The following is a 17,535-nucleotide window of genomic DNA, read 5'->3' on the forward strand; positions in this document are numbered from 1 at the left end:
TCTTCCTTATCAAATAGACGATTTGCGGCGGCTGTAAAGCCCACCCAGCAAACCGGTGAGGCAACCGATAACCAGGCCGCCCACGTGGGCTGCGTTGGCGATTTCGCCGAAGCCGATCATAGAGACCAGCCCCGACATGCAGAGCACCAGCCAAATCAGCATCATCGCCAGCACGCCACGGGGCAGGCGATAAGCCGGATTCGGCGAGAGTAAATGAAAGATCCAGCAATGCCCGAGCAGGCCATACAGCACGCCCGACAACCCGCCAAACAAACCGGGGCCACCGTAAGCGTATTGAGCGTAGTTGGAGACCAGGCTGAACAGCAGGGTCAAACCGAGCAAGTTGACACTGCCCTGGCGTGCTTCGATACGCCGTCCCAGTTCCCAGTACCACATGCCGTTCATGGCCAGGTGCAGGATGCCGAAGTGGATCAACATCGGCGTAACCAACCGCCACCACTGCCCCGACGCCAAACTGTCGGCCAGCGGCGTGAATTGGATGTACTCGCCCAGGATGCGGAACGGCAAAAACGTCAGCCAGGCGACGGCTTGCAGGTTGTCCCCCAGCAAGGTCAGTGCGCCGACGATAATGCTCGCCAGCAGCACAGACGCCGTAACCGGGCTGTGACGCACTTGCTGGGCAAAACTCGGACGCGTCATCGGCGCCTGTTCAGGGATATCCAGTTGCTGGTCGGGGTCCCCGGCGGGAAACCGCTGGTACAGCACGCGCACGTCGTCGCTGATGGTCTCGGGCACCCACAACACCTGCTCGCCCGCCTCTTCGCTGACGCGATGGGGCACTTGCATGCGTTGCAGCAGTTTGACGAAGCCGCCCAGATCGACACTCAGGGGCAGGCGCAGTACAGCCACGGTACTCATGTGATGACCTCGGGCCGCTCAACATCGACCCATACGAATTTACGTGGATCGAGGCGGGTTTCCTGATCCAGGCGATACGCCACCAGCTTGCCGTACAGCACTGCGCTGTAGTCCAGGCAAGCCAGGTTGTCGCGGATCGGCGCCGGTTTGCCACTGCGCCAGTAGTGGCCGACGAACAGCAACGGCTCGTCGACGCCATAGCGCAGCAGTGAATTTTTTTCACTGGAGGACAGCGGCGTGCGCGCCACCGGCTCGGGCAGTGCGTCGGGCTGGAACACGATGTCGCCGTAAGTCTTCGGGTCGTCTTCCCAGAACTTGGTGCGGAAGAACGAACGCGTCAGACCGTCGCCACCGGTGAGCGTCAGGCCATCGGGCAGGCGCATGTCGGTGCCGCGCAGCAGGCGGTCAAAGGCGTTGCAGGCAAAACTGCCAGGGACGGCAGCGGCCTGCAGGAAGTGCTGGTCGATGCAGCCATCCGGGAAGGTCGCACGCAGCGGCGTGATAAAGCCGTCGTCCCAGCACGCATGCACCACGCGGAAACGCCCGGCATCGACAAACAGCGGCATGTCGTAGAACCAGCCGAGGAAGTCGTGCCAGTCGGCCGGGTGGTGTTCGAACTGGGTCAGGGTCTCTTGGATCAACCGTGCATGCCGTGGGTTGTGCTCACGCACGAACTGCTTGCCACTGCCCGGTGGCGCCGGCGTAGTCCAGCCCAGAGCGTTGAACTCGTGGTTGCCCATGATGCACAGCGCCTGGCCGGCCTCGGCCATGTCGTGGACGATATGCAGCGCCTCGCGGATGCGTGGGCCACGGTCGATGATATCGCCGAGGAACACCGCCATGCGCGACGGATGGCGCCAGGTGCCGCCCTGCTTGTGGTAACCCATTTGGTCGAGCAAGTGCTCAAGGGTATGAGCGCAACCGTGCACGTCACCAATCAGGTCGTAGCTACGCGCGGGATCGAGCATCAGTCGCCTCCACCCCCCAAGCGGCTGCCCCAGCCCAACTTGGTGCGGCACACTTCGTAATAGTTGTGGTCCAGCGGGTGGATCAACCGCAGCTTCTGCGCCTTTTTGCTCACGGTGATGGTGTCACCGGGGGCGCAGGTGAAGTGGTTCTGCCCGTCACAGGAAACCTGCGGGTAGATTTGCATGTCTTTGGACACCACGATTTTCAGCTCACTGTTGCCATCGACCACAATCGGCCGGCTCGACAACATATGGGGATACATCGGCACGATCACAATGGCATCCAGCTTGGGATGCATGATCGGCCCGCCGGCCGACAGCGCGTAGGCCGTGGAACCGGTGGGCGTGGCGACGATCAGGCCGTCAGCCTTCTGGCTGCACACGAACTGGCCGTCGATGTACAACTCGAACTCGATCATCCGCGTGGATTTACCGGGGTGAAGCACCACATCGTTGAGAGCATCGCCCTGGCCGATGGCTTCGCCGTGGCGGCGCACTTCGGCTTGCAACAGGAAGCGGTTTTCCACCAGGTAGTGGCCGTCGAGCACCTTGGCCACTTCGACTTCCAGTTCATCGGGGCGGATATCGGTGAGAAAACCCAGGCTGCCCCGGTTGATCCCCAGCACCGGCACGTTATGCCGCGCCAACGCCCGCGCGGCACCGAGCAGGCTACCGTCGCCGCCCACCACGATGACCATGTCGCACACTTCGCCGAGCATTTTGCGCGACGAGGTTTGCAGGCCGTGGCCAGGAAGAATCTCGGCGATGGTGTCTTCGAGGATCACGTGCAGGTGGCGATCCAGCAGGAATTTTTTCAGCCGGCGGACGGTGTCCAGCACCTGGGTACTGCCCAGGCGACCGATAATGCCGATATTGCGAAAGTGCTCCATGGGGCTCCTGCGGGATATGGGGTGTGGCAAAAAAGAAACGATTATGGGCGAAAGGCCGCCTCAGACAAAATCCTTTGTCATCGCCAAGCCTTGATGACAATGGTTCTCAGGGCTTCTGCTCATCCTGCGCCCGCATTAAAAGGCTATGCTCGGACCATGACCGTATTCCCCGACCTGCACAGCTTACCCCGCCAATTGCGTCACCCTGAGGTGCGCGACCTGGCGTGGGTGGTGCTCGCCCCGCCGATGCTCGCGCAGACGCCCTGGCCGCAACGCCATCCATTGGCCGGCAGCGACTGGGTGCAGGCGCCCGAGCGTCTGGAACGCTGGCTGCGGCAACTGGACAAGGACAGTCGTGACTTGCAGCACTGGTTAAGCCTGGCCCGCACTCGCCGCCTGGGCCTGTACTACGAGCGACTTTGGCAATTCGCCGTGCAGCATGCGCCGGGCGTGGAGTTGCTCGCCGCCAACCTGCCGATCCGCCGCGCCGGGCATACCCTGGGTGAGTTGGATATGTTGCTGCGCGACCGCGATGGCGTGCATCACCTGGAACTGGCGATCAAGCTCTATCTCGGGCCGCAGGCGGGTAATGGCGAAGACCCGGCGCAGTGGCTGGGGCCGGGCTGCCATGACCGACTGGACCGCAAGTTGGCGCATCTTGCCCAGCATCAATTGCCTATTTCGGCGCGTCCGGAAAGCCGCGAAGCACTGGCGGCGCTAGATATCCAGCAGTTCGATGCGCATTTGTGGCTTGGCGGGTATTTGCTCTACCCCTGGCCTGGACTGGCCGAATCGCCCAACGGCGCCCATCCGCAGCATTTGCGGGGGCGCTGGTTGCATCAGCGTGATTGGCAGGATTTTGTCAGCGCCAGCGCGCCAGGTCGCTGGCAACCATTGCCCCGGCATGCGTGGCTGGCGCCGGCGCACTACTCGGCGGATGAAGTGTGGAGTGAAGACCAGATGCAGCATTGGCTGAGGGAGCTCGATCCGATGGCGCCCGCGCAGTTGCTCGTGCGCATGGTGCAGAGCGGCGAGGATTGGGAGGAAGCCGAGCGGTTATTCCTGGTGGCGGATCTTTGGCCGAATGTGCCGGGGGCTGGCTGATGGAGTGTGTGGTGTCTGTGAGTGCCTCATCGGGGGCAAGCCCCCTCTCACACTGACCGCATTCCAAAGGGGTGTACTCGGTCAAATGTGGGAGGGGGCTTGCCCCCGATAGCGGCGACACCGCCACTACAAATTATCGATATGCCGATAATCCAACTGCAACCCTGCCGCCAGCGTCTCGGCCCGGCCCAGCCTGATTGGCCCGCGCTCGATATCCACCAGCAACCCTGAACACTCCAACGACGGCAACGCGGCGATGTCCTTGAGGCGTCCATCAGTGATCACCAATAAACGCTGCTCCTCAGCCGGATAACGCCTACGCCGCGCCGTCAGCCACTGCCCGGCCTCGGTCAGTGCGGCCAGCAATGGAGTGCCACCGCCCGCGCCGAGCTGATCCAGCCAGCCTGCCAAGCCTTTCGCCGCCTTCAAGCCCTGCACCTGCCATTTGGGCGCCTGCCCACTGGCGGTCAGCAATGCCATGCGCGCCCGTTGTCGGTACGCGTCATCAAATAGCTGGGCCAGCAAGCCCTTGGCATCGGTCAACGCGTGATGGCGCCGAGTAGAAGCCGATGCGTCGACAATCACCAGCCACAATTGCTGGGCCGAACGGCTGCGCAGGTGAAACAGCAAATCCTCACGGGATTGCGGTCGGCCGCCAAGCAAGGTGCCCGGCCAGTTGATCGAACCCTGTTGCGCGCTGCGCGCCTTGCCCTGCCTGCCTCTGTCCAGTCGCCCTGCCTTGGGCCGGGCATCCGCCCCCGCGTCAGGTCGGGGGCGAATGCCTAGGGCTTTTTTGGCCAGCTGGGTACTTCGCGACGTGCGCCGGTGGGCAGCGGCGGCGCGGGCATGTCACCCCACTGGCCTTGACCCGGCGAAGCCTCGCTGGACTTGGGCGACTGGCCTTCAGGCGGCGGACTGGCGGGCGGCGACTGTTCCTGGCGACGGTGGCGCAGGGCAAACTCAGCCACGGCTTCAATATCCTCCTCGGCAATTTCATCAGCGCCGCGCCACGCCGCATGGGCCCTGGCGCCGCGCAGCCAGACCAAGTCCGCGCGCAAGCCGTCGACGCCCGCAGCAAAGCAACGCTCGGTAATCTGCGCCAGGGCCTGGTCATCCAGCGCGATACTGTCGAGCCGCGCCCGAGCCTGGGTGCAACGCTCGCGCAAGGCCGCCTGGGGCTCGGCCCACTGGGTGCAGAACGCGACAGGATCGCTGTCGAAATCCAGGCGACGGCGAATGATCTGGCCACGCTCGGCTGGCAAGGTCTGCCCACTCAAGGCCACGTTAAAACCGAAACGGTCGAGTAACTGCGGACGCAACTCACCCTCTTCCGGGTTCATCGTGCCGATCAGCACAAAACGCGCGCTATGGCGATGGGAGATGCCGTCACGCTCGATCAGATTGGTGCCGCTGGCCGCCACGTCCAGCAACAGGTCCACTAAGTGGTCGGCCAGCAAGTTGACTTCATCGACATACAACACGCCGCCATCGGCCTTGGCCAATACGCCGGGGGAAAACTGCGCGCGGCCCTCGCCCAGCGCAGCGTCGAGGTCCAGGGTACCGACCAGGCGCTCCTCGGTCGCACCCAACGGCAAGGTGACGAATTGACCGCTCGCAAGCAGGTCCGCCAGGCCACGGGCCAGTGTGGATTTGGCCATGCCACGCGGGCCTTCGATCAGCACACCGCCGATCTTCGGGTCGATGGCGGTCAGGCACAGCGCCAGTTTCAGGTCGTCGGCGCCGACCACGGCGGACAGCGGGAAATGGGGAATATCGGTCATCCGGTCTCTCTTTAAATTCTGCTGTACACGTAATCAACCTGTCATGAGCCCGCTTCTTGTGGCGAGCGGGCTTGCCCCGCGCTGGGCTGCGAAGCAGCCCCAATAGAAGCGCCGCAGTCTGCCAGGCAGCTCCGAGGCTATGTTTTGGGGCCGCTTCGCAGCCCAACGCGGGGCAAGCCCGCTCACCACAAGAGCACCGCCCGCCACAACAGGCCCATCTCGCGTTCTAACTGTCTTCTTCTATATCCAGCAACAGATTTTCCAACGCTTCACGGTACGCCCCCGGCTCTTGCCAAAGGCCACGCTGTTGCGCCTCCAGCATGCGCTCGGTCATGTCCCGCAACGCCGCGGGGTTGTGCTGCTGCACAAACGCGCGGGTGTCGGGGTCGAGCAGGTAGGCGTCGGCGAGCAAGGCGTATTGATGATCGTCGATCAGCGCGGTGGTGGCGTCGAAGGCGAACAGATTGTCCACGGTCGCGGCCATCTCAAACGCACCTTTATAGCCATGACGCTTCACCCCATCGATCCACTTGGGGTTGGCAGCGCGGGCACGGATCACCCGGTTCAGCTCTTCCTTCAAGGTGCGGATCTTCGGCAAGTCCGGCTGGCTGTGATCACCGTGATAGCTGGCAGCCTTATCGCCGCTCAGGGTTTCCACGGCGGCGAGCATGCCGCCCTGGAATTGGTAGTAATCGTTGGAGTCGAGCAGGTCGTGCTCGCGGTTGTCCTGGTTTTGCAGCACGGCCTGCACCTGGCTCAGGCGCTGGGCGAACTGCTCGCGGGCGGCGGTGCCTTCGTCGGCGCCGCCATAGGCGTAGCCGCCCCAGTTCAAGTAAACCTCGGCCAAGTCCTCGCGGCTTTGCCACAGGCGGCCATCGATAGCGCCCTGCACGCCCGCGCCATAGGCACCGGGCTTGGCGCCAAAAATGCGCCAGCCGGCCTGTTTCGCCGCGGCCTCTTCATCCAGGCCAGACGCCAGCAACGCCGCGCGTTCGCTGCGCACCTTGGCGGCCAGTGGGTTCATGTCGTCCGGTTCGTCCAGCGCCGCCACCGCCTGCACCGCCGCGTCAAACAGGCGGATCAAGTTGGCGAAGGCATCGCGGAAAAACCCGGACACCCGCAGCGTCACATCCACACGCGGGCGGTCCAGCAGGCTGACCGGCAGGATTTCAAAGTCGTCTACCCGCTGGCTGCCGGTAGCCCACACCGGGCGCACGCCCATCAGCGCCATGGCCTGGGCGATATCATCGCCGCCGGTGCGCATGGTCGCGGTGCCCCAGACCGACAGGCCCAACTGGCGCAAATGATCGCCGTGGTCCTGCAAATGCCGCTCAAGAAGCAAGCTGGCCGACTGGAAGCCGATGCGCCAAGCCGTGGTGGTGGGCAGGTTGCGCACATCGACGGTGAAGAAATTGCGCCCGGTGGGCAGTACATCCAAGCGCCCACGACTCGGCGCGCCGCTCGGACCTGCCGGCACGAAACGGCCGTCGAGGGCTTCCAGCAAACCGCGCATTTCCGCCGGGCCGCAGGCATCCAGGCGTGGTGCCACGACAATGCGCAGGCTTTCGATAACCGCTTTCACGTCTTCCCAGCCGGGTTCTTCCAACTGTTCAAGGGGACCTTCCAACGCCTGCTCGATCAGCCGCGCCGCGTACAACTCCAGACGCTCGCGGGTGTCGCCGGCGGTGCGCCACACCTGCGCATCGATGCTCTGCAACACCGCCGGGCGGCGCCCGGTCCACGGTTCGGCCAGGGCGCAGTCCAGCGGGTCGAAGCCCAGCCCAAAGGCCTTGGCCAACACGCGCAGCAAGCTCGATTGCGGGCCACGGCCATCACCTCGGGGGATGCGCAGCAAGGCCAGCAACGTATCAATGCGCAAACGGCCTTGCGGCGATTCACCGAAGATATGCAGGCCGTCGCGGATCTGCGATTCCTTCAAATCACACAGGTAGGTGTCCAGGCGCGGCAGCCAAATCGCCGCATCGGCGTCGCCATCCAGTTCAAGCTCCTGGTCGATACGAGTTTCGCGCACCAGCTTAAGGATGTCTTTTTGCAGCTCACGAGCACGGCGTGGGTCGAGCAGTTGGGCCTCGTAATACTCGTCCGCCAACAGCTCCAGGTCACGCAGCGGGCCGTAGGTTTCGGCGCGGGTCAGCGGCGGCATAAGGTGATCGATGATCACTGCCTGGGTGCGCCGCTTGGCCTGGGCGCCCTCGCCCGGGTCGTTGACGATAAAAGGGTAGATATTCGGCAGCGGCCCCAGTATCGCGTCAGGCCAACAGTGTTCCGACAGGCCCACGCCCTTGCCTGGCAACCATTCCAGATTACCGTGCTTGCCCACATGGATGACGCCATGGGCGCCATAGGTGTGGCGTAACCAGAAATAGAACGCCAGATAGCCGTGGGGCGGCACCAGGTCCGGGTCGTGGTACACCGCACTGGCGTCCACCTGGTAACCCCGCGCCGGCTGGATGCCGACGAACGTCAGGCCCAGGCGTAGGCCGGCGACCATCAGGCGGCCATCGCGGAACATCGGATCGTTATGGGGCGTGCCCCAGCGCTCCAGCACGGCGCGCTGGTTGGCTTCAGGCAGGCGCTTGAACATCGCCTCGTACTCATCCAGGCCCAGGCTTTGATGGCACGGGCGCAAGTCGAGGCTGTCCAGATCGTTGGTGACGCCACCCAGCAAGTCTTGGATCAAGGCAGTGCCGCTTTCCGGCAGTGCCGCTGGCACCGGGTAACCTTCAGCTTGCAACGCACGCAGGATATTCAGCGCCGCCGCCGGAGTGTCCAGACCCACGCCATTGCCGATGCGGCCATCGCGGGTCGGGTAGTTGGCAAGGATCAGCGCGATGCGTTTATCCGCATTCGGCACACGCGCCAGTTCGACCCAACGGCGCGCCAGCTCGGCGACAAAATCCATACGCTCGGGCGCTGCGCGGTAGCACACCACGTCCGACTGGCTGCGTTCGCTGCGCCAGGCCAGGTCTTTGAAGCTGATCGGCCGGCTGATAATGCGGCCGTCCAGCTCCGGCAAGGCAATGTGCATCGCCAGGTCGCGCGGGCCCAGGCCTTGTTCACTGGCCTCCCAGCCGGGCTGGTTATCCTGGGCGCAAATCGCCTGGACCACCGGAATATTGCGGCGAAATGGGCGCAAATGCGGGGCTTCGGGGCTGGATTGGGCAAAACCGGTGGTATTCAGAATCACCGATGCCTGCACGTCATCCAGCAAATCCTCGACCACCGCGAGGCAGCCGGGCTCTTTCAAACTGGCCACCGCCATCGGCAACGGGTTGAGGCCCGCCGCCTGCAAGCGCTGGCAGAACACATCGATAAAACCGGTATTGGCCGCCTGCAAATGGGAGCGATAGAACAGCACCGCCGCCACGGGATGGTCGGCGTGCCAATCTGCCTGCCAGTCGCTCAGGCAAGCATTGGCTTTGCCGGGATGATAAATCGCCGTACGCGGCAAGGCTTGCGGCTCGGCCCACGGGTAGTCGCGGCCCATATAGCCGCTGGCCAGGCAGCGATAAAAGTCCAGCGCGTTGCCCAGCCCGCCCTGGCGCAGAAACTGCCACAAGCGATCCCGCGCCTCGACGCCGACGGTACTGAGACCGCTGAGTTCCGGGTCCGGGCGATCATCCCCCGGCACCAGGATCAGCTGCACACCGCGCTCGGCCAACTCCACCAAGCGCTCGATGCCGTAGCGCCAATAACCGATGCCACCGTGCAGGGAAATCAGGATGACCTTCGCGTGGCGCAGCACCTCATCGACATACAGGTCGACCGAAGCGTGGTTCTGCACCTGCATCGGGTTGGCCAGGCGCAGGCTCGGGTAGTCATCCGGCAACTGCTGGGCCGCTTCGGCCAGCAGCGCCAGGCTGGAATCACCGCTGCACAGGATCACCAGCTCGGCGGGGGTTTGTCCAAGGTCGGCAATATTGTCGTCCGCGACAAAACCACCGGGCTGAGTCCTGAGCAGGTGCATGGATTAAACGCTGAGCGCGGCGCGCAGTTGCGCCTCAAGGCCGACCGCATCCAGGTCCTGGCCGATCAGCACCAGGCGCGTGATGCGTGCTTCGTCAGCACCCCAGGCGCGGTCGAAGTGTTTGTCAAAGCGGGTGCCCACGCCCTGGATCAACAGGCGCATCGGCTTGTTCGGGATCGCGGCGAAGCCTTTGACACGCAAGATGCCGTGTTGCACGACCAGTTGAGTCAATGCGTCGAGCAGCAGCGCTTCGTCGGCCTGGGGCAAGTTGATGGAGATGGAATCAAACGCATCGTGGTCGTGATCGTCTTCACCTTCGTGGTGATGATCGTGATGACTATGACGACCGTCGATATGCTCTTCGGAGCCGGCGCCCAGGCCAATCAACACGTCCAGGGGCACGCGACCGCTGCTGGCTTCGATGATTTTGACGGCTGGCGGCAGCTCTTCGGCGACTTCCAGGCGCACACGGGCCAGGTCTTCCGAGCTGATCAGATCGGCCTTGTTGAGGATGACCAGGTCCGCGCTGGCCAATTGGTCGGCGAACAGCTCGTGCAGTGGCGACTCATGGTCCAGGTTCGGGTCGAGTTTGCGCTGGGCGTCCACTTGATCGGGGAACGCAGCAAAGGTACCGGCGGCCACGGCCGGGCTGTCGACCACGGTGATCACCGCGTCAACCGTGCAGGCGCTGCGGATTTCCGGCCACTGGAAGGCTTGCACCAGCGGTTTTGGCAGGGCCAGGCCCGAGGTTTCGATGAGGATATGGTCGAGGTCACCGCGACGGGCGACCAGTTCGCGCATCACCGGGAAGAACTCTTCCTGCACGGTGCAGCACAGGCAGCCGTTGGCCAGTTCGTACACGCGGCCATTGGCTTCTTCTTCGGTGCAACCGATGGAGCACTGCTTGAGGATTTCACCATCAATGCCCAACTCGCCGAACTCATTGACGATGACGGCGATGCGACGGCCCTGGGCGTTGTCGAGCATATGGCGCAGCAAGGTGGTTTTGCCCGAGCCGAGGAAGCCGGTAACGATGGTGACGGGGAGTTTGGCCAGTGTTTTCATCGGATGCCCTTGGGGGCGGGCATACGGGACGATAGGCCCTGCGGCGCGGCGCAGAAGCGGATTTCGTCACCGGATCACCCCGCCCGGTTGAATTAGAAAATCGGTTGCGAGGCAGGTCTCCTGGCTTAGGGCTTGCGGGTCGTTAGACCGGCGCCGGCTGCGCCTTCCCGCCGTTGATGGCAGTGGCGTGGCAGTCGGATGAACCCTTCACAGTTGCGGGGGCAGCCGCGGATTGAACCGCGTTCCCTTCTTAGCTTCGGCCTGGGCCGAAGAACCTCGAAGGTGCAAGGCTACAGGGGCTCGGTGAATTTGACTACCGTCGCTCTGCATGCTTTCCTACATGCCTTGTTTCGGGTGCCCTTCACAGGGTGAAACGGGAAACCGGTAAATCATGGCTGCCATGACCAGTCCGGTGCTGCCCCCGCAACGGTAAGCGAGTGAAGCGTCAGATCCACTGTGCCTGTAAGGCATGGGAAGGCGATGCTTTATAGACCCAGTGTCCCTCGCAAGCCCGGAGACCGGCCCGAAAAATCAGATAACAAACCCGCGGTGGGCGGGCGCTGTTCGGAACTCTGCGTGCCTGGCTCGCGGGGTTTTCATGCGCTCGTTTCATCCAGACACCTGAAAGGGACGCGCCATGTCGATCATCAGCAGCACTTCGCACTCCGCCAGCAGCACCTCTACCTTGAGCCAACGCCTGACCGCCGCCATCGGCGCGTCGATCCTCGGCGCGTGTCTGGTGTATTTCGCCGGTTTCTCGCATATCGAGGCGGTGCACAACGCTGCCCACGATACCCGCCACAGCGCCGCGTTCCCGTGCCACTGAGACCTGCCGACATGATCAAGCGTATTGCGCAAACCGCAGGTTTCACCGGCCTGTTGGCCGCGCTGCTGCTGACCCTGCTGCAAAGCTTTTGGGTCGCCCCGCTGATTCTTCAGGCGGAAACCTTTGAAAAAGCCCCGGCGGCAACCGAAGTGGTGCATGAGCACGCTGCCGGCGCTGCTGCCCACACCCACGATGCCGAAGCCTGGGAGCCTGAAGATGGCTGGCAGCGCGTGCTGTCGACCACCGGTGGCAACTTGGTGGTGGCGGTTGGTTTTGCACTGATGCTGGCCGGCCTCTACACATTGCGCGCCCCCACCCGCACGGCGCAGGGCCTGCTGTGGGGCCTGGCCGGTTACGCAACCTTCGTGCTGGCGCCGACGATGGGCCTGCCACCCGAGTTGCCGGGCACCGCCGCCGCTGATCTGGCACTGCGCCAGACGTGGTGGATCGGCACTGCGGCCTCCACCGCTGCCGGGATTGCGCTGATCGTGTTTGGGCGCAATTGGCTGCTGAAAGTGCTGGGCGCTGCCATCCTCGCGGTACCGCACGTCATTGGCGCGCCGCAACCGGAAGTGCACGCAATGCTCGCGCCGCAAGCCCTGGAAACGCAGTTCAAAATCGCTTCGCAACTGACCAACGTGGCGTTCTGGCTGGCCCTGGGCCTGATCAGCGCCTGGCTGTTCCGCCGCAAACGCGACGATCAATACTCCGCATGACCTACGTGGTCGGCCTGGGTTGCCAGCGGGGTTGTGAAGTTCACACCCTGCTGGCGCTGTTTGATACCGCCCTCGCCGAGGCAGGGATTGATCGCCAATTCATTACCGCGCTGGCCAGTATGGACCGCAAACACGACGAGCCAGGCTTACTGGCTCTGGCACGGCACTTGAACCTGCCGCTGGAGTGCTTCAACGCCGAGCAACTGGCGATTTATGAACACCGGCTAAGCCACAAGTCCGACGTCGCGTTCGCCCATACGGGGTGTTACGGCATCGCCGAAAGTGCCGCCCTGGCCCTTGTTGAACAGCTCGGCGGCGCGCCTGCCCAGTTGCTCATCACCCGCAAAAAAACCGCCCAAGCCACCTTTGCGTTGGCCTGCGCCGGTTAAAACCCCGATAATCGCCCTCCCCGATCATGAGCAATCTTCATGCTCGCCCGTTTTTTGACAGGAATTCTCCATGACCGTCTACTTCATCGGCGCCGGCCCCGGCGACCCGGAATTGATTACCGTCAAAGGCCAGCGGCTGATCCGTAGTTGCCCGGTGATCATTTACGCCGGTTCGCTGGTGCCTGCGGCGGTATTGGAGGGTCATCAGGCAGAACACGTGGTCAACAGCGCCGAACTGCACCTTGAACAGATCATCGACTTGATCAAGACCGCACACGCCAAAGGCCAGGACGTGGCGCGCGTGCACTCCGGGGATCCGAGCCTTTACGGAGCGATCGGCGAGCAGATCCGCCTTTTGCGGGAATTGGGCATTCCATTCCAGATCATTCCTGGCGTCACCGCCGTAGCGGCCTGCGCAGCGTTACTGGAGACGGAACTGACCCTGCCAGACATCGCCCAAAGCGTGATCCTGACCCGTTATGCCGATAAAACCAACATGCCCGCCGGTGAGGGTTTCGACAGCCTGGCGCAGCACGGTACGACCATGGCGATTCATCTGGGGGTGAATCATCTGGAGAAAATCGTCGCCGAACTGCTGCCGCACTATGGCGCGGATTGCCCGATCGCCGTGGTGCATCGCGCGACTTGGCCGGATCAAGATTGGGTAGTGGGCACCCTTAGTGATATCGCCGAGAAAGTCGCGTCCAAAGGTTTTCGGCGTACGGCGTTGATTGTGGTGGGCCGGGTGCTGGCGAGTAACAGTTTCAGTGAGTCGTCGCTGTATCGGGCGGGGCATGCGCACCTTTATCGACCTTGATTTTTCACTTCACAAAAACCCTATAAGCTACTGATAAATATCAATAAATACAGATAAATATGGGAGGATTTTGCTCCTGATAGCGGTGGGTCAGCTTCCAATGGGGCAACTGAGCTACCGCTATCGGGAGCAAGCCCCCACCCACAGTTAATGTTAGTTGTTAGGTTTATTGCGTAAGACCCTGAATTTAAAGCAAAAAAAACGGCGCTCACGGGGCGCCGTTTTTTTGTTCGCAGTGAACGCCTTACTCAGTAGTAGGCGTTTTCTTTCTGCGTGTGGTCCGTCACGTCACGGACGCCCTTGAGCTCCGGAACGCGCTCCAGCAGGGTGCGCTCGATGCCTTCACGCAGGGTCACGTCCGCCTGGCCGCAGCCCTGGCAGCCGCCGCCGAACTTCAGCACGGCGATACCGTCATCGACCACGTCGATCAGGCTGACCTGGCCGCCGTGGCTGGCCAGCCCTGGGTTGATCTCGGTTTGCAGGTAGTAGTTGATGCGCTCGTTGACCGGGCTGTCGGCGTTGACGCTCGGCACCTTGGCGTTCGGCGCCTTGATGGTCAACTGGCCGCCCATACGGTCGGTGGCATAGTCCACCACCGCGTCGTCCAGGAAGGCTTCGCTGAAGTGGTCGATGTACGCGGTGAAGCTTTTGAGCCCCAGGGCGGTGTCTTCAGGTTTCTCTTCACCGGGTTTGCAGTAAGCAATACAGGTCTCGGCGTACTGGGTGCCGGGCTGGGTGATAAAGACGCGGATGCCGATGCCTGGGGTGTTCTGCTTGGACAGCAGGTCAGCCAGGTAATCGTGGGCGGCGTCGGTAATGGTTATGGCAGTCATGGAAACTCCTCACAGGCTTGCCCGGAGTTTACGCCAAATTATTACGGAGGTACAAAGTCCTAGTGTTTTTGTCGGGTTAGGCTTTGGTTTCGGGGTGGTGGTGTGGATGTGGGGTGTATATCCGTTATTTAGGTGGCGGCTACAATTGGTTCCGACCTGACGGCGGGTCACTTTTGAAAATAGCCGGAATGCCGGCCCAGCCAAAAGCAGCCAAAAGGCTCTTGCCCATCACTCGGTGCCTCGCCTAGGCGCGGCATGGCCGTAATCCGAGATTGATTTTGGGGGGCGCTTTCAGATCAAAAGCTAGAGCGCGACGGCTTTAGAGCCGACCGGATTTTTGTCTGGTGTACTCGGGTAAAAGTGTGGGAAGGGGCTTGCTCCCGATGGCAGTGGGTCAGTTACAGATCTTTTCGCTGACACACCGCCATCGGGAGCAAGCCCCCTCCCACATTTTGATCTTCATGTATCAGATAGGTATCAGCCTGCTTTTGCTCTGCTTTTGCTCTGCTTTTGCCCTGCTTTTGCCCTGCTTTTGCTCTGCTTTTGATCTGGCCCTTACATCCTTATCGCTGACGAAGTCAGCGGTCTTTTGATCTGCGCTTTTGATCTTGATCTTGGGCGCCCCATCAAACACGCTGGCCGAACGCAGGCTTGAATCCGTGGGTAACCCGGCAGGACGCCGGGTTAGCCGCGCTGGGCCATGGATGGCCCATCGCGGCGGCCCACGGATTCAAGCCGGAGTGCGGGCACACCGAGCCTAGGCGAGGTGCCGAGTGTTGGGGCGAAGCGTTTTTGGTTACTTTTTGCGCTCTTCAAAAAGTGACCCGCTGTAAGAGCGGAACCCATAGCCGCCGTTACCCAAATAACGGATATGCCCGCCCCCCCCCCAACCACTCACAAATTCTCATACCGATTCATATCCAGGACCCCCGCCTCAACCGGCGTAGTCTCCCGAACATACTCCGACAAGTCGTGGAAATACTGCCAAAACAGCGGATGACTACGCCTCACCCCCCAACGATCCACAATCTTCTCAAACTGCGCGGCATCCTTGACCTGCTCCATCTGCGCCACAAAAACAGGCACTTCCTGCGCCGGAATATTGAACATGAAGTTCGGATAACTACTGAGCACCCCAGGGTAAACAGTCACCGTATCCAGCCCCGGCTGATAGCGGTACGCCTCACCCAGCAAAAACGCCACATTACTGTGAGCCCTGTTACGCAGCAGGCTGTAAACCACACGCGTCCCACTGGCAGTCTCAACACGCAACATCGTCGCCTCAGGCAACTGATCTATCACCTTAAGACCAGCCGCCGGACGCAAGGTCAGCCGGCTAAGCGCCTGCTCAGCATCCTGCAAGGCAGGCTCAATACCGTCACGCGAACAATAAGCACCAGAACAGCGATTGATCGGGTCCGGGCTCGCATTCAGATCGCCGTAACGGGCAATCAACTGGTTGGCAAAGTCCCGCTTGGGATCCTGTTCATTGAGGTGCAAGCCTGTAGGCTTATCGTCATCAATGGCTTCGTAATCCAGCCACAGCTTGATCTTGCCGCTGTTCTGGTACCAGTCGTCCATAAAGTCTTCACGAGAGTCCGCCGGCATCAGGCGCAGGAAGTTCTGCTCGGCACCGTTACGGATCAAGTCGAAGTAAAGGCGAGTCTGGGCCTGGTGCGAGACGTTGCCAAACACATCGAAATTCACCGCCAACTGGTAATAAGTCCGCTCCAGCAACGGATAGTCGAACAGCCACATCGTCTGAGGCACTTCGCCGATCAGGCCTTTGTTGACCGATGCACTGTCAAAGTGGCGGAAGATACTCAGCAAGGCGTTGTCATTGCCCGCCCACAGGCTCGACCAACTGGGTGGCGGCAAATCGGCATAACTGTCCCGGCGCAGCGCTTCGTACTGGTTGCGCTTGTCGCGATAGGCCAGCCACAGGCTCAACACGCTGCCTACATCATCGTTCTGCCCCGGCATGGCGAGCAACGGCGTGGCCTGTCCGCGATAACGTGCATCGGTGATGTACAGGTCGTGGTCCGGGTCCTGGAACAGGGCCCAGAAGTTGTCGCGGATCACATCCGTGGCGATCTGCCCACGGCACACCGGCCCACGAATAAAGGTGCGTACAAAGTACTCGGCGTTATCCAGCATGAACTGGTAGCGCGCCTTGGCGGGGATTGCCTCGAAGGTGTCGAACGGATTGGCGCGACGTCCAGGCCCGTAACCCGGCAAGGCGCTGACCTGCCAATCGCCGGTGTAAAACAGCGCTTTGATCCGCGCCATTTTGGCAGCGCTGAACGGATAGGTAATGTGAGTCTTGTGCACGATCACGCCCTGCACCGGCCACAGACGGTAGTACACCCGCGTGCCCGGATCGTCATTGGGGCGACGGGTGCTGATCAGGTCGATGGGCTGCCCACTCGGCGTGCGCGAGCGCACCCACTGGAAGAAATGCCCCGGCTCGCCGTTCTCGAAATAGATGTGGGCCAGGAACAAGTGCTCGAACAACCAGCGGGCCACCAGGCTTTCTCGGGCGCCGGGCAGGTTGAGCAGGTTTTCCCACTGCTGCACCTGCAAGGCTTCCTTGGCACTCGGTGCCAGGCCCTGCTCATCGATCGGCGCGCCGGACGCCAGCCAGCGCTGCAGCGTCTGGTATTGCTGGTCGGTCAGGCCGGTGACCGCCAGTGGCATGCCTTCCTTAGGATGACTGCCTGCGTAGGCATTGAATTCGCCGGGGGTGGCGCATATGTTTTCGCGGTTCAGGCCCAGCACAATGTCGTCCGGCAGCTTGGCGTTGGGCTGCAGCGGCGCGTTATGCCCCAGTTCCAGCATGCGTGCCATCAACGCGGCCTGGCTGCCCTGGGCGTCCAGCACCGAATAGAAGCCCTTCTGCTGCCAGGCTTGCTTGCCGAATGCGTCATAGAACAAGCGCGTAGTCGGCGCAGCCTGGCTGCGCTCGCCGTCGTACACAGGCACTTTGCTCGCGCCTCGGGCGGCGCCCTCGGCACTGCCCAGGTTGAGCTGGCAGGCGGAGTCATAGCAGGCATGGCAGGCCACGCACTTCTCGGTGAAAATCGGTTGGATGTCGCGGGTGTAGGAGATCGCCGGGGCGGGACCTTCTGCCTGGGCAGTACTGGCAATCAATGCCAGGACGGCGCTGACGATAAGACGAAGTGACATGTATCCGGTCCCGATTCAATGCGTGCGCTGAAAAATTGCCAGTGATTCTACCGGGCCATCGCACCTCACAACGTGAGCGATATTCATGCAAAA

The 17,535-nt window shown here is 62.1% G+C and carries 14 protein-coding genes and 2 riboswitches; of the genes, 5 read left to right on the forward strand and 9 right to left on the reverse strand.

Features of this window, described 5'->3' with window-relative positions; all coding sequences use genetic code 11:
- Positions 1-9: 9 nt before the first annotated feature.
- Genes ACKZ62_RS16955 through ACKZ62_RS16965 form a run of 3 tightly spaced genes read right to left on the reverse strand, consistent with a single transcriptional unit; the run spans position 10 to position 2,737 of the window.
- Complete coding sequence (locus tag ACKZ62_RS16955; RefSeq protein WP_122681386.1) at positions 10-879, reverse strand: rhomboid family intramembrane serine protease; 870 nt, start codon at positions 877-879, stop codon at positions 10-12.
- On the reverse strand, positions 876-1,850 hold the full coding sequence (locus ACKZ62_RS16960) for a metallophosphoesterase (protein WP_371260727.1): 975 nt from the start codon (positions 1,848-1,850) through the stop codon (positions 876-878). The genes ACKZ62_RS16955 and ACKZ62_RS16960 overlap by 4 nt, the downstream gene beginning before the upstream one ends.
- Positions 1,847-2,737, reverse strand: a complete 891-nt coding sequence (locus ACKZ62_RS16965) for an NAD(+) kinase (RefSeq protein WP_032887076.1) — start codon at positions 2,735-2,737, stop codon at positions 1,847-1,849. The genes ACKZ62_RS16960 and ACKZ62_RS16965 overlap by 4 nt, the downstream gene beginning before the upstream one ends.
- A gap of 156 nt (positions 2,738-2,893) precedes the next feature.
- Here ACKZ62_RS16965 and ACKZ62_RS16970 point away from each other — a divergent pair, with 156 nt between their 5' ends.
- Positions 2,894-3,841: a DUF1853 family protein gene (locus tag ACKZ62_RS16970; RefSeq protein WP_447095556.1), complete on the forward strand. Its 948-nt coding sequence runs from the start codon at positions 2,894-2,896 to the stop codon at positions 3,839-3,841.
- A 126-nt stretch (positions 3,842-3,967) separates the two neighbouring features.
- On the opposite strand, the gene ACKZ62_RS16975 is transcribed toward ACKZ62_RS16970, so the two are convergent.
- The 4 genes from ACKZ62_RS16975 to cobW all read right to left on the reverse strand — a co-directional run bounded on the left by ACKZ62_RS16975 (position 3,968) and on the right by cobW (position 10,675).
- On the reverse strand, positions 3,968-4,570 hold the full coding sequence (locus ACKZ62_RS16975) for a vWA domain-containing protein (protein WP_447096966.1): 603 nt from the start codon (positions 4,568-4,570) through the stop codon (positions 3,968-3,970).
- A gap of 53 nt (positions 4,571-4,623) precedes the next feature.
- A complete protein-coding gene (locus ACKZ62_RS16980; RefSeq protein WP_122681390.1) occupies positions 4,624-5,622 on the reverse strand; it encodes a magnesium chelatase ATPase subunit I in 999 nt (332 codons plus the stop codon).
- Between the two features lie 226 nt (positions 5,623-5,848).
- Complete coding sequence (gene cobN / locus ACKZ62_RS16985; RefSeq protein WP_447095557.1) at positions 5,849-9,610, reverse strand: cobaltochelatase subunit CobN; 3,762 nt, start codon at positions 9,608-9,610, stop codon at positions 5,849-5,851.
- Positions 9,611-9,613: 3 nt separating this feature from the next.
- Positions 9,614-10,675: a cobalamin biosynthesis protein CobW gene (gene cobW / locus ACKZ62_RS16990; RefSeq protein WP_447095558.1), complete on the reverse strand. Its 1,062-nt coding sequence runs from the start codon at positions 10,673-10,675 to the stop codon at positions 9,614-9,616.
- A 93-nt stretch (positions 10,676-10,768) separates the two neighbouring features.
- Positions 10,769-10,969: riboswitch (cobalamin riboswitch) on the reverse strand.
- 41 nt (positions 10,970-11,010) lie between these two features.
- A riboswitch (cobalamin riboswitch) is annotated at positions 11,011-11,216 on the forward strand.
- A gap of 96 nt (positions 11,217-11,312) precedes the next feature.
- Here cobW and ACKZ62_RS16995 point away from each other — a divergent pair.
- The 4 genes from ACKZ62_RS16995 to cobM all read left to right on the forward strand — a co-directional run bounded on the left by ACKZ62_RS16995 (position 11,313) and on the right by cobM (position 13,423).
- Complete coding sequence (locus tag ACKZ62_RS16995) at positions 11,313-11,501, forward strand: CbtB domain-containing protein (protein ID WP_012723860.1); 189 nt, start codon at positions 11,313-11,315, stop codon at positions 11,499-11,501.
- 11 nt (positions 11,502-11,512) lie between these two features.
- Entirely contained in the window at positions 11,513-12,217 is a 705-nt protein-coding gene (locus ACKZ62_RS17000) for a CbtA family protein (RefSeq protein ID WP_095185921.1), read from the forward strand.
- The gene (locus ACKZ62_RS17005; protein WP_095185922.1) at positions 12,214-12,606 is read left to right on the forward strand and encodes a cobalamin biosynthesis protein; all 393 of its coding nucleotides are present in this window, start codon (positions 12,214-12,216) and stop codon (positions 12,604-12,606) included. The genes ACKZ62_RS17000 and ACKZ62_RS17005 overlap by 4 nt, the downstream gene beginning before the upstream one ends.
- 70 nt (positions 12,607-12,676) lie before the next feature.
- Positions 12,677-13,423 carry a precorrin-4 C(11)-methyltransferase gene (gene cobM / locus ACKZ62_RS17010; RefSeq protein WP_447095559.1) on the forward strand — a complete coding sequence of 249 codons (747 nt, stop codon included), beginning with the start codon at positions 12,677-12,679 and terminating at the stop codon, positions 13,421-13,423.
- Between the two features lie 248 nt (positions 13,424-13,671).
- Here cobM and nfuA read toward each other — a convergent pair whose 3' ends face one another.
- Together nfuA and ACKZ62_RS17020 are read right to left on the reverse strand one after the other, a co-directional pair.
- Positions 13,672-14,256 carry a Fe-S biogenesis protein NfuA gene (gene nfuA, locus ACKZ62_RS17015; RefSeq protein ID WP_032887092.1) on the reverse strand — a complete coding sequence of 195 codons (585 nt, stop codon included), beginning with the start codon at positions 14,254-14,256 and terminating at the stop codon, positions 13,672-13,674.
- An 894-nt stretch (positions 14,257-15,150) separates the two neighbouring features.
- On the reverse strand, positions 15,151-17,442 hold the full coding sequence (locus tag ACKZ62_RS17020) for a fatty acid cis/trans isomerase (protein WP_447095560.1): 2,292 nt from the start codon (positions 17,440-17,442) through the stop codon (positions 15,151-15,153).
- Positions 17,443-17,535 lie beyond the last annotated feature (93 nt).

The organism is Pseudomonas sivasensis, from assembly GCF_052938085.1.

Bases quoted from the DNA above. Each gene is read 5' to 3' on its own strand.
- nfuA (WP_032887092.1), bottom strand. From the start codon at position 14,256: ATGACTGCCATAACCATTACCGACGCCGCCCACGATTACCTGGCTGAC.
- ACKZ62_RS16955 (WP_122681386.1), bottom strand. From the start codon at position 879: ATGAGTACCGTGGCTGTACTGCGCCTGCCCCTGAGTGTCGATCTGGGC.
- ACKZ62_RS16995 (WP_012723860.1), top strand. From the start codon at position 11,313: ATGTCGATCATCAGCAGCACTTCGCACTCCGCCAGCAGCACCTCTACC.
- cobN (WP_447095557.1), bottom strand. From the start codon at position 9,610: ATGCACCTGCTCAGGACTCAGCCCGGTGGTTTTGTCGCGGACGACAAT.
- cobW (WP_447095558.1), bottom strand. From the start codon at position 10,675: ATGAAAACACTGGCCAAACTCCCCGTCACCATCGTTACCGGCTTCCTC.
- ACKZ62_RS17005 (WP_095185922.1), top strand. From the start codon at position 12,214: ATGACCTACGTGGTCGGCCTGGGTTGCCAGCGGGGTTGTGAAGTTCAC.
- ACKZ62_RS16965 (WP_032887076.1), bottom strand. From the start codon at position 2,737: ATGGAGCACTTTCGCAATATCGGCATTATCGGTCGCCTGGGCAGTACC.
- ACKZ62_RS17000 (WP_095185921.1), top strand. From the start codon at position 11,513: ATGATCAAGCGTATTGCGCAAACCGCAGGTTTCACCGGCCTGTTGGCC.
- ACKZ62_RS16970 (WP_447095556.1), top strand. From the start codon at position 2,894: ATGACCGTATTCCCCGACCTGCACAGCTTACCCCGCCAATTGCGTCAC.
- ACKZ62_RS16980 (WP_122681390.1), bottom strand. From the start codon at position 5,622: ATGACCGATATTCCCCATTTCCCGCTGTCCGCCGTGGTCGGCGCCGAC.
- ACKZ62_RS17020 (WP_447095560.1), bottom strand. From the start codon at position 17,442: ATGTCACTTCGTCTTATCGTCAGCGCCGTCCTGGCATTGATTGCCAGT.
- cobM (WP_447095559.1), top strand. From the start codon at position 12,677: ATGACCGTCTACTTCATCGGCGCCGGCCCCGGCGACCCGGAATTGATT.